Source organism: Bacillus sp. 9.4 (assembly GCF_055486415.1).
This window is the reverse complement of the sequence record NZ_JBVFMU010000003.1, coordinates 732480-744344: the sequence shown is the minus strand read 5'-3', so window position 1 is coordinate 744344 and position 11865 is coordinate 732480. Positions and strand designations below refer to the sequence as shown.

The following is an 11865-nucleotide window of genomic DNA, read 5'->3' as shown; positions in this document are numbered from 1 at the left end:
ATTTGTCGGGAACTTGGGTGGAACCACGGGTTAATCACACACTCGTCCCTATCTGCGGGACGGGTGTGTTTTTTTATATACAACAATGAATAAGGAGTGTTTTAAAATGAGTAAACATGTACACATTCAGCTTCCGGACGGACAGATCAAGGAATATCCGAAAGGCATCACAATCAAAGAAGCGGCTGGTTCTATCAGTTCCAGTCTGCAAAAGAAGGCGGCTGCAGGTCAGGTCAATGGCAAGCTTGTTGATCTCAGTTTCAAGCTGGAGGAGGATGCTGAGCTTTCGATTGTTACACTCGATTCACAAGAAGGCTTGCAGGTGCTTCGCCACACATCAGCGCATGTGCTGGCCCAAGCAGTAAAACGGCTGTACGGCGAAGTGTCATTGGGGGTAGGGCCTGTGATTGAAGACGGCTTCTACTATGACATGAAGCTGGGGAAAAGCTTGGCATCAGGAGACTTAGAGGCCATCGAAAAAGAAATGGAACACATAATAAATGAGAACCTTGAAATGAAACGTATGGAGGTTTCTTACGAAGAGGCTGAAGAGCTGTTTGCACAAAAAGGCGAGCGGCTTAAGCTTGAGATTTTAAAGGATATTCCGCGCGGGGAGGATATCACGCTGTACCAGCAAGGAGAATTCGTTGACCTGTGCCGTGGTCCTCATCTTCCTTCTACAGGGATGATCAAGGCGTTTAAACTGACAAGAGTATCAGGCGCTTATTGGCGCGGAGACAGCAAAAATGAAGTCCTGCAGCGGGTGTACGGGGTTGCGTTTCAAAAGAAAAAGGATTTGGATGCGCACCTGCATATGCTGGAAGAAGCGGCAAAACGAGACCATCGCAAGCTCGGCAAACAGTTAGGGCTGTTTATGTTTTCTGAAGAAGCGCCGGGGATGCCGTTTTATTTGCCGAAAGGGCAGATTGTCCGCAATGAGCTGGAGCGCTTCTCGCGTGAGCTGCAAACAAATGCCGGCTACGATGAGGTGCGTACGCCGTTTATGATGAATCAGCGGTTATGGGAGCAGTCAGGCCATTGGGACCATTATCGCGACAATATGTACTTTTCAGAAGTGGATGATACAAGATTCGCAATGAAGCCGATGAATTGCCCCGGCCACATGCTCATCTTTAAAAACAGCCTGTATTCTTATCGGGATCTGCCGATTCGCATGGCGGAATTCGGACAGGTGCATCGCCATGAATACAGCGGCGCTTTAAACGGAATGCTTCGCGTTCGGACGTTCTGTCAGGATGACGCCCATATTTTCGTTCGGGAGGATCAGATTGAGAGTGAGATCAAAGAAGCGATTCGGCTGATTGATGAGGTATATCGGACATTTGGTTTCGAGTATTCAGTTGAGCTTTCGACTCGCCCGGAGGATTCATTAGGCGATGACAGCCTTTGGGAAGCGTCGGAACGTGCCTTAGCACGCGTCCTTGAGGAGCTTGGCCTCTCTTATGAGATCAATGAAGGCGATGGGGCGTTTTACGGGCCGAAAATTGATTTCCACATAAAAGATGCCCTGAAACGGAGCCACCAATGCGCGACAATTCAGCTTGATTTTCAAATGCCGGAAAAATTTGATTTAACATATATCAACGAACACAATGAAAAGGTTCGTCCCGTTGTCATCCACAGAGCGGTTTTCGGCTCGATCGACCGTTTCTTCGGTATTTTGATCGAGCATTACGGCGGGGCTTTCCCAGTCTGGCTCGCACCGGTCCAGGTTCAAATCATACCGGTTTCGCACGTTCACTTAGACTATTGCAGAAAGGTGCAGGCGGAGCTGAAGCAGGCAGGGATAAGAGCCGGCATTGATGAGCGCAATGAGAAGCTCGGCTATAAAATCAGAGAATCGCAGGTGCAGAAAATCCCGTACGTGCTGGTGCTTGGAGATCATGAGGAGCAGGAGAATGCGGTAAACGTCCGCCAATTCGGACATCAGCAGAGTGAACACGTTCCTTTCCAAACTTTTAAAGATAAACTTGTCAAACAGGTGGAAAATCGAGGCATGTAGGATAAAAGCTGTGAATTCACATTTTGCTTTTTTGACTTTCCCTATTCGGAATCAGTAAAATAATAAGTAAATCATATCGTTCGTATGTTATGAATGCATCTCGAAATGGGGAAATTTACATGGACCATGACAAACTGGAAGCAAATTTGCTGGATCACGCACTTACAAAATATTTGAAAAGCACGAAGCAATTAGATGAAGCCACCGTTCCGAAACACGTGAATAATGTAAGAGGATTTATTCTGCGGATCATATACAGACATGGGAGCTGCACCATAAAGGATATTTTGAAGGAGGTCACACTGTCTCCCTCTGCCACGACCACAGCTCTGAATCATTTAGAGCAGGAAGGGTTTATTGAGAGATCCAGAAATAACAATGACCGCCGCACTGTATGGATTACGCTTTCTGAATCGGGCCGGGGAGCGGCTGAACAAATGATCGAAAACCGCCAGCAGCTGATTGATGGCATGTTTGAACGTTTAACAGCCGAAGAGAAAAAGACGTTCTTGGCGATTATTGCGAAGCTGGCTCAATAGGGATAATAAAAGCCGGTACGCGAAGCGCCGGCTTTATAGAGATTATTCCATATCGCTCAGGCGTTTGCCTGCGACGGCATAATGGTCTTTTCTCATTTCTTCTATAAAGACAACAATTTTTTCTTCAGAAGCACCGGTTGTTTCCTTTACGGCTTCTGTTACTTTCTCGACAAGATTGCGTTTTTGCTCGTCTGTACGGCCTTCGAGCATTTTGACAGTTACGTATGGCATGGGTGCTGAATCCTCCTTTATCTCGTTTCCTCTCTTTAGAAAAAGAGGCTTCTTATAGTATACTGAATAAAGTAAATTCTTGCATTTTGAGAAAGAGGGATATCTCACTTGGACCGTTTTTTATATTATCCGTTATCTTTAATGCCATACCTCGTCATCACGCTAATTGTGTCGTTTACGATGCACGAGCTTGCCCACGCTTATGTCGCATACAAATTCGGTGACGATACGGCGAAAAAACAAGGAAGACTGACGCTGAATCCCATTAAACACCTTGATCCGTTCGGAACCATTTTGATTCTGGTGGCCGGATTCGGGTGGGCGCGCCCCATTCCCGTGAATCGCCGCTTCTTTAAGAAACCCCGGCTTGCTGGTGTGCTCGTATCTATAGCCGGGCCCGTCAGTAACCTGATTCTTGCGTTTATTGGTTTCTTTTTGTTAGTGTTGATGCATGCGTACGGAATGGAAATGCTTGCGGCGTTCAGCACGGGGCTTGATCAGTTTTTTTCTATTTGGATACAGCTGAATCTTGTCTTGTTTTTATTTAATCTGCTGCCGCTTCCTCCGCTCGATGGCTATCGAATTATAGAAGATCTCGTTCCGCCGGGCGTGCGTGCCAAAATGACGCAGGCGGAGAGCTACGGCTTTATCGTATTTTTAGTGCTGTTTGTGACACCGCTCGGATCTTACGTGCTGTGGCCGATGCTCAATGCAGGAAGAGATTCGATTTTAAAGCTGTTTTCAGCGATATTTCAACCGCTTTTGTAGGAGGTAGAACTTCATGGAAGAAAAAAAGAAAAAATCAATCGGGTTTAATATTATCAAAAGTGATCCGACAGACGGACACGGCGGTTTTGGCGTAGGGGCACTCAGCCTTGATAACATTTCTCCCGTATTCGTTGATGTAGAAGAAAAAGAAGCGTTCGTAGACATCGGCGCCATGCATGCCCGCAGCACCGTTGAAAAAGGAATTAAATTTCTCCCGAATAAAGAAGAAGTGCCGAACGGAAAACCATACTGGCTTGTGTGGGTAACGATTGACAGAAAAGAAGAGGGGCCTTATTACGCTGGTGTGACAGCTTGTGAAATGACGGTCGACAGAAGCATCAGAAGAGGCTACAAGTCGCTGCCTGAGCATGTGAATTTGATGGATAAATCCATGAAACGGAAAATCATCGTTGATAAAATGGACGACAGCTCGAAGCGTGTACTAGGCGAATTTCTGAAAAAGCATGATCAGGGCCTATGGGACCGTTCCTCAGATGAATTAAAAACAAGCCTGCTTCCGGAAGATAATTAATTTGTGAATTTTCTGTGAACTTTTAAAGTATTTGAGATATTTTTCGTAAACATTGAGTAAACTGGTGATACAGAAATAGGACATGGAAAATCCCGAGCCGAAACAAGACTCGGGGTTTTTCATTTTTAGGGGGATATGAGTCGGCGACTGGGAGATGAAAGCCGGCGTCGAAGAAATGAGAAATTCACCACTTTATCCCAAAACTGATTGTTCAGCTCGATTGTCTAACATTCTTCCATCGATTATGAAGGAACCATACGAATAACCCGGCCTCCGAGGAGCCGGGTTATTTTCAATGATGTCGCCCCAGCCATTTGTCCCACCATTTTTTCTCGGAAGCGGGATTTTCTTTGGATGGAAGCCGGTCTTTTGTTTGTTTTGCTGGTTCTGCCCCGTAGCACACGTTTGCTGGTTCTGTCCCTTTCACAAAATATGTGTAATGCTTAGCGGCGCAGCCGGGACCTGATGAGTAGCCTGTTTCCGGATCAATGTACACACCGGTTACGCCTTTTGGCGGCTTGAACGCGGTTTCTGGTTCGCCTTTGAGCGCGTCCTCCATGAAGTCCGCCCAAATGGTTTTAGCATAGCCTTTTTCTTCGACCGAGTCGATGGTGCTGTTTTTGTCATAGCCGGTCCAAACCCCTGCGGCCAGCTTCGGATTGAAGCCGATCATCCAGCTGTCTGCGCTGGTGGTTCCTGATTTTCCGGCATACGTTCTTGTCAGGCGGTTGGCTATCGTTCGCCCCGTAACCGACGTATATCCATTTAAATCGGTATCAAACATACCTGTCATCATACTCGCTGTGACAAAAGCGGCTTTTTCATCAAGCACCTGTTTATGCTGATTCGGGTTTTCGTACAGCACGTGGCCGGCTGCGTCCGTTACTCTTGAAATAAAAGTCGGTTCGATTTTCTTTCCGCCATTTGCGAGCATGGCATAGGCGTTGACCATCTCAATCGGACGTACGGGTTCGGTGCCGAGTGCCAGGGACGGCAGTGCTTGAAGATGGGCGGTAATGCCGAATTCCTTTGCCGTCTTTACAAGTTTGTTCGTGCCGAGAAAAAGATGTGTTTTCACAGCGTAAATATTGTCGGAAAGCGCCAGCGCCTGCAGAAGCGTAATCGGCTTGTTGGCATAGTATCCGTTATAGTTGCTTGGAGAATAGGTTTCTCCCTTTGCATCAATTTGAAACTCGGTTTCTTCGCTTTTCATCAAAGTGACTGGCGTAAATCCGCTCTGAATCGCTTTATAGTACAGCAACGGCTTGATCGTCGAAGCAGGCTGGCGCTTCGCCTGTGTCGTCCGGTCAAACGGGCTTTTTTGATAATCCCTGCCGCCGACAAGGGCGAGAACGTTTCCGGTGCGGGGATCAATGGCTGAAAACCCGACTTGAATGTCAGATCCCGCGTTAACCGTTTCGGTAATGGTCTCCTCGGCGATGCGCTGCATCCGTTTATCTACCGTTGTATAGACGTTTAACCCGCTCGTTTCAATTTGCTCCCGTGTCATGCCGAGCTTTTTCTCCAGCTCTCTCATCGCATTGTCGTAGAAATAAGGAGCCTTTCTCTTGGAAACTTGTTTATTCAAAGCCTGATAGGAAAGAGGTTCCTTGATCAATTCATCCGCTTTCTTTTGGCTGATCATCTGCTGCTTTTCCATCATCCGCACGATCGTTTTCTGGCGTTCCTTGGCCTTCGTCTCATTGACATACGGTGAATAGCCGGAAGGGCCTTTCGGGATTCCTGCCAAAAGCGCCGCCTCCGCATCCGTCAGGTTTTTGGCATGCTTGCCGAAATACAGGCGGGAAGCTGCTTCAATGCCGTAGGCGCCGTGGCCGTAGTAAATCGTATTTAAATAGCCTTCTAATATCTCGTCCTTAGAATAGTTTTGTTCCAGACGGATCGTGTAGAACGCCTCATTCCATTTCCGTTTCCACGTTTTGTCGTGTTCAAGGTATAAATTTCTGGCATATTGCTGGGTGATGGTGCTTGCACCCTGAACCTTGGCAAATGCTTTCAGGTCAGCAAGCGCCGCGCCGGCCATGCGTTTATAATCAAAGCCGTGATGATCGTAGAAATTCTGGTCTTCAATCGCCACTGTCGCTTTTACGATCGTCGGATTCATGTCCTTTAAGGGGACCCAATAGCGCTTTTCGCCGTAGTTCGTTTCCCCGAGCTTTGAGCCGTCACTCGCATACAAAATCGTGGATTGCGGCACTTGCACCGAGGGAGCGCCCTGGTATTTGGCTATCAAAATGACAGTCATAAACACGGCAGCTGCCGCCAAGGCCGCAAAAGCCCCTAAAAAGATAAAGGCGCGAACGGTTTTCAGCGTCAGTCTCAGCCGTTTATTTGTCATTGCATCCACAACGGGTTCCCCCTTTTTTTATGTTTCTACTATTATGAGAAAAAAAGATCGTTTTTAAACATCACAGAACAGGACGCATCTTTACTTTTTCCCCGCCATCCTCTATACTTTTTCCTTAGGTGAAAATGAGATTTCAACCGAGAATAAAAGCTGATAAGACGCTTACAATAAATGAATACAGCCTCGAAAGGGAGATGACAATTGAGCGAACTTTGGTACACAGAGAAGCAGACGAAAAACTTTGGCATTACGATGAAGGTTAACAAGACGTTACATACAGAACAAACGGAGTTTCAGCATTTAGAAATGGTGGAAACAGAAGAGTTCGGCAACATGCTGTTTTTAGACGGCATGGTGATGACATCTGAAAAAGACGAATTCGTTTATCACGAAATGGTGGCGCATGTGCCATTATTTACGCACCCAAATCCGGAGCACGTTCTTGTAGTCGGCGGCGGTGATGGCGGCGTTATCAGAGAAATCCTGAAGCACCCAAGCGTGAAAAAAGCGACACTTGTAGATATTGACGGCAAGGTTATCGAATACTCTAAAAAGTTCCTTCCTTCTATCGCAGGCAAACTGGATGATCCGCGCGTTGACGTGCAGGTAGATGACGGATTTATGCACATTGCAAAATCTGAAAATCAATACGACGTCATCATGGTAGATTCAACTGAACCAGTCGGACCGGCTGTAAACCTGTTTACAAAAGGATTCTACGCAGGAATCGCAAAAGCGCTGAAAGAAGACGGTATTTTCGTTGCGCAGACGGACAACCCATGGTTTACACCGGAATTAATCACAAATGTACAGCGCGACGTGAAGGAAATCTTCCCGATTACGAAGCTGTATACGGCGAACATTCCGACATATCCAAGCGGTTTGTGGACATTTACAATTGGCTCGAAAAAATATGATCCGCTTGCAGTGGAAGACAGCCGTTTCTTCGATATTGAGACGAAATATTACACAAAAGATATTCATAAAGCGGCATTTGTTCTGCCGAAATTTGTGAGTGACCTGATTAAATAATGAAGGTATGGCGCAGGAGCGAATCTTGCGCTTTTTTACAGGAAAGCGAGGGTATTATAGATGAGATTTGATGAAGCTTATTCAGGAAAAGTATTTATCGCGAGCCGTCCCGAGTGGGAAGAGGCGGACGCCATTCTTTACGGCATGCCAATGGACTGGACAGTCAGCTATCGCCCGGGCTCACGCTTTGGCCCAAGCAGAATCCGTGAGGTATCAATCGGCCTTGAAGAATACAGCCCGTATTTAGACCGTGATCTGGCCGACCTGAACTTCTTTGACGCGGGCGACATTCCGCTGCCGTTCGGAAATCCGCAGAGAAGCCTTGATATGATTGAGGAATACGTGGACAGCATTTTAGAAAAAGGGAAGTTCCCGATGGGTATGGGCGGGGAGCACCTCGTGTCATGGCCTGTCATTAAAGCGATGTACAAGAAATACCCAGACCTTGCGATTATCCATTTTGACGCACATACAGATCTTCGTGTTGATTATGAGGGAGAACCGCTTTCTCACTCCACGCCGATCCGTAAGGCGGCAGAATTGATCGGACCGCACAATGTGTATTCATTCGGAATCCGTTCCGGCATGAAAGAAGAGTTTGAATGGGCGAAGGAAAACGGCATGCACATCTCAAAATTTGAAGTGCTTGAACCGCTGAAAGAGGTGCTTCCGAAGCTGGCGGGCCGTCCGGTTTATGTCACAATTGACATTGACGTATTAGACCCTGCACACGCACCGGGTACAGGAACGGTTGACGCCGGCGGCATCACGTCTAAAGAACTGCTTGCATCCGTCCATGAAATCGCGAGTTCAGAGGTAAACGTAAAGGGCGCTGACTTAGTGGAAGTCGCGCCGGTATACGACCACTCAGAGCAAACGGCAAACACAGCCAGCAAAATCATCCGTGAGATGCTGCTTGGTTTTGTGAAATAAGTAAACATCCAGACGATGTCTGGATGTTTTTTTATTCCCAGTCTTTACAAACATCAATCCATGCTTTTAAGAAAGAAAATTCGGATAATTCTCCTCAATAGCGGAGTTTCTGCTGCCGCAGCGAGGAAAACAGTCTCAAACCGTTTCAGCGATACATCAAGATAAACCTCAGGATCATGAGCCAATCCAAATGGGCAAACTCCTCCAATTTCATGGCCTGTCTGCTCCAGTACCTCATTAGGAGAGAGCATTCTTGCTTTAAAGCCAAATGTTTGCCTGGACTTTTTGTTGTCGATCTTGGCATCGCCGGCTGCCACAATCAGAATCGCCTGATCTCCTTCCCCTCTGAAGGACAGGGTCTTGGCGATTCTAGTCGGGCTTACGCCGATCGTCTCAGCTGTCTGTTCAACACTGTCGCGCTCGACGTTTCGAACTCCGTCACATCATTTTCTCGATTCCACTGTGTAAAGTGGGTTCTCACACTTTACAGAGACATGCTGCATTTCCACTCTCTTCAAGATTATTGAAAAAAATTATAGCATGAATTGGGAGATTGGGTAAAGAGGGGACAAAAAAAACCGCCGATGGACGGCGGTTAAATCATTCCTCGTTGTGCAACTTCAATTTGGTGTGTAGGTGCATTTGCAATAGTTGTTGCCACGAACACAGTGCTTAGAGCCAGACAAGAGAGTAATAGTTTAGACTTCAATTTCATACAAACTCACTCCTCCTTGAATAAGTTGCCTTACTTGTTCCACCTTCAAAAAATAAGCAGAAGCTTTTTGAAAATTTTTACGTTCATGATAATATTTTGCCACATCAATAGCGAAATCTTCAAGATCAGCATACAACATTTTACTTTCGAGAAAATCAAAAAATCCTTGAATTGCTTCTTCATCCGGGCCTGATAAGTATAAAGATTTCAAAAATTCAAACTCTGATAAATATATTACATCTCTGGCCTTTTGTGAATAAGCCATTCCCTTACTATGATATTCATGAGCTTTATCCATTTTTCCTAATTTATAATGGATCTGTGTAATTAAAAAATACGCTTGAGGTAAGGAAGGAAGAATATTTGATTCTTCAAAAACAGCTATTGCTCTTTTGAAATAAGTTATGGCATCCTCATATTGGCTTTGGCTGTTTTTACAAAGCCCGATATTGTACAAAGTTCTTCCCATTAATTGGGGCTGCTTTTCAGCTTCTGCCATAGAATAAGCTTTTTGAAAATGTGAGACGGCATCCTCATACTGTTTTAAATCTAAAAAATTGGTGGCAAATAAAGAATGACACTGCAGCAATCTTATATTATAAGCTTCATGTTCTTTGTATATTTCATATGCTTGCCGTGCATAGTCCATTGAAAAATACGTTTGTTTCATATAGTAATAAGATTCAGACATCTTAAAGAAAAACTCAGCTTTCTCTATCCGATCCTTAACGAATATCAGCTTGCTTTCGGCCTTTTTGAAAAATTTAATAGCCGACAGATATTCCCGCTGATCCAGCTCATACATGCCTCTGAAGAAATTAAAATAGTACTCAAGCAGACCAGTTAAACGAGCCTGTTTTTTATCAATCTCAAGCAGCAGATCAGACAGTCTCGGCTGTTCCTCAATCCTCATTTTTTCTAACGGTTCAAGGTACTCAAGCATTAGGTTGTGCCGAAACTCCATCAGTGAATAGTACAAATGAAGGTCTTGATCTTCTTCCATTTGATCCAGCTCTTGCTTGATTTCTCGTCGCAAATATTCTGCATCGGGTATGCTGAATCGGCGTATGTACATATACCATTCGTTAATCTTTTCTCCGATGGAAGAAGAAGATATGACACCTGTCACGTTTGCAAATCCCTCCCTTCATAATTCTATATATGTCATATTTTATCATCAACATTCTTGTGAGAAGCGCAAAAAAACCGCAATTTTTTCTTTCGTTACACCGCATGTTTGGAGATATATTTTCAAAAAGAAGCTTTTACCCTCAGTAATTTGTACAAGCAAACACGTTACTCTTCCATATTCTGTTATATCTGCGTGAGCAGTGTATGTCTGAAAAGGAAGTGAAGGAATGAGAAAAAATAAGCTTTCCTTTAAAGAAAAAGCAGGAGCAGAACAAGAAGAGTGCTTATGTTTTTGTGAGGGAGAAGCAAGCCGAGAAGCCATGTTTCAAGCGCCGATTGAATTACCTGAAGGATTTGTCGTTGATCCGGCTGAAGCTGTTGCAAACGTGACGTGGAATGCAGACAGCCTTTCTTGTGTCAGTGACCGTTGCTTAATTCAAACGGGGCCAGAGCCTGATGAGGTCGGTGTTCAATTTGCAGTGCGCCTGCAGGGAACCGTTACGCTACTCGTCAGTGTCTCACCTGTGCGAAATCAATATGGACAAGGGGACGGGGCTGTTTCCGTCATTCACAATGCAGAAATCGATCAAGTCGTCTATTATTCCGATGAACCGGATGATTGCCCGGATATCAGTGACATCACGATTGAGAACCTTGTTGTTGTTCCGCCGTTTTACGGTAGTCCTTTATCGGTGATGGGGACGATTGTGCTTGTACCGGAGCCGGAACCCGTCTACGCGTTTACAGCGAATCCAAATGATCAATCAGTTTCTGTGATTGATACAAACACCCATACTGTTGTGACAACGATTGCTCTTCCGTACAATCCGGCAGGTATTGAAATTACGCCAGATAAAAGCGCTGTGTTTGTCTTACATCCCAACAATAATGTGATTTCTGTCATCGATTATGACACATTAACAGTGACAGCAACTATATTGCTGGATCAGCCGCCTCGATTGATTAGATTTATCCCTAATCATGAGTTTGCTTATGTTTTCACCGGTACTGCGGTTTCTGTGATTGGAATTGATACGTTAACTGTGGATAGGTCGATTCCTGTGGAAGGGTATGATGTTGCAATCGATCCCAATGGGTTATTCGCCTATGTTCTAAATTTTGGTATAGTGCAAAAAGTGGACCTAACTACCGGTGAAGTCACAGGAACAATTGAACGAGATCTTATCGTATCATCCATAGAAACAGATTCTCTGGAGAGGTATGCGTATGTGTTAGAACAAGAATTCTTATTCAATTATTTGACGGTTATTGATTTAAATACGTTTACGATCAGCAATACCCAAGAACTGGAGCCTGACGGCCAATATGTAATGTTTACGAGTGGATCAGAGGTGTATTTATATGACAGCTTCACTGGCAATTTGTATTCTGTCAGTCCGAATGGAGCAGGCGTTATAGGAAATGTTCCGCAGTCGGCAAGAGACTTTGCGTTTACCCCGAATGGCGAGTTTCTGTATGCAACTCATGTCCTAGAACAGAGCATCACTGTTTACAACACGGATGATTACTCCGTGGAGACTGTCATATCTCTTGGGGTTTCACCGGGAGCTATTGCGATTTAATCAACTATGT

11 protein-coding genes and 2 pseudogenes are annotated in these 11865 nt (G+C 45.2%); 8 read left to right on the top strand and 5 right to left on the bottom strand.

What is annotated here, in order from left to right; translation table 11 throughout:
• The first annotated feature begins 106 nt into the window (after positions 1–106).
• Together thrS and ACZ07B_RS15785 are read left to right on the top strand one after the other, a co-directional pair.
• On the top strand, positions 107–2023 hold the full coding sequence (gene thrS / locus ACZ07B_RS15790; RefSeq protein ID WP_464877401.1) for a threonine--tRNA ligase: 1917 nt from the start codon (positions 107–109) through the stop codon (positions 2021–2023).
• A gap of 119 nt (positions 2024–2142) precedes the next feature.
• Positions 2143–2562 (top strand): MarR family transcriptional regulator, encoded by a 420-nt coding sequence (locus tag ACZ07B_RS15785; protein WP_003242889.1) that lies wholly within the window; start codon positions 2143–2145, stop codon positions 2560–2562.
• Positions 2563–2604: 42 nt separating this feature from the next.
• Here the strand turns inward: ACZ07B_RS15785 and ACZ07B_RS15780 are convergent, their stop codons facing one another.
• Positions 2605–2793: a 2-hydroxymuconate tautomerase gene (locus ACZ07B_RS15780; RefSeq protein WP_003222038.1), complete on the bottom strand. Its 189-nt coding sequence runs from the start codon at positions 2791–2793 to the stop codon at positions 2605–2607.
• Positions 2794–2901: 108 nt separating this feature from the next.
• On the opposite strand from ACZ07B_RS15780, the gene ACZ07B_RS15775 reads away from it, so the two are divergent.
• A complete protein-coding gene (locus tag ACZ07B_RS15775; protein WP_003243167.1) occupies positions 2902–3561 on the top strand; it encodes a site-2 protease family protein in 660 nt (219 codons plus the stop codon).
• Positions 3562–3574: 13 nt separating this feature from the next.
• Positions 3575–4093 carry a YwhD family protein gene (locus ACZ07B_RS15770; protein WP_015250981.1) on the top strand — a complete coding sequence of 173 codons (519 nt, stop codon included), beginning with the start codon at positions 3575–3577 and terminating at the stop codon, positions 4091–4093.
• A 292-nt stretch (positions 4094–4385) separates the two neighbouring features.
• Here the strand turns inward: ACZ07B_RS15770 and ACZ07B_RS15765 are convergent, their stop codons facing one another.
• Complete coding sequence (locus tag ACZ07B_RS15765; RefSeq protein WP_464877400.1) at positions 4386–6461, bottom strand: transglycosylase domain-containing protein; 2076 nt, start codon at positions 6459–6461, stop codon at positions 4386–4388.
• Positions 6462–6662: 201 nt separating this feature from the next.
• On the opposite strand from ACZ07B_RS15765, the gene speE reads away from it, so the two are divergent.
• On the top strand, positions 6663–7493 hold the full coding sequence (gene speE / locus ACZ07B_RS15760; protein ID WP_003227543.1) for a spermidine synthase: 831 nt from the start codon (positions 6663–6665) through the stop codon (positions 7491–7493).
• 60 nt (positions 7494–7553) lie between these two features.
• The gene (gene speB, locus ACZ07B_RS15755) at positions 7554–8426 is read left to right on the top strand and encodes an agmatinase (RefSeq protein ID WP_185184053.1); all 873 of its coding nucleotides are present in this window, start codon (positions 7554–7556) and stop codon (positions 8424–8426) included.
• A gap of 31 nt (positions 8427–8457) precedes the next feature.
• On the opposite strand, the pseudogene ACZ07B_RS15750 reads toward speB, so the two are convergent.
• The 3 genes and pseudogenes from ACZ07B_RS15750 to rapF form a co-directional block, all read right to left on the bottom strand.
• Positions 8458–8907, bottom strand: a pseudogene (locus ACZ07B_RS15750) (YbaK/EbsC family protein).
• A 114-nt stretch (positions 8908–9021) separates the two neighbouring features.
• Positions 9022–9141 carry a phosphatase RapF inhibitor PhrF gene (phrF, locus tag ACZ07B_RS15745; RefSeq protein WP_009968329.1) on the bottom strand — a complete coding sequence of 40 codons (120 nt, stop codon included), beginning with the start codon at positions 9139–9141 and terminating at the stop codon, positions 9022–9024.
• Positions 9125–10270 (bottom strand): response regulator aspartate phosphatase RapF, encoded by a 1146-nt coding sequence (rapF, locus tag ACZ07B_RS15740; protein WP_464877399.1) that lies wholly within the window; start codon positions 10268–10270, stop codon positions 9125–9127. Before rapF ends, phrF begins: the two co-directional genes overlap by 17 nt.
• Positions 10271–10272: 2 nt before the next feature.
• Here rapF and ACZ07B_RS15735 point away from each other — a divergent pair.
• A pseudogene (locus tag ACZ07B_RS15735) lies at positions 10273–10503 on the top strand (hypothetical protein).
• Positions 10500–11855, top strand: coding sequence for a YncE family protein (locus tag ACZ07B_RS15730; protein ID WP_217020049.1), 1356 nt, complete (start codon positions 10500–10502; stop codon positions 11853–11855). Before ACZ07B_RS15735 ends, ACZ07B_RS15730 begins: the two are co-directional and overlap by 4 nt.
• The last annotated feature ends 10 nt before the right edge of the window (positions 11856–11865 follow it).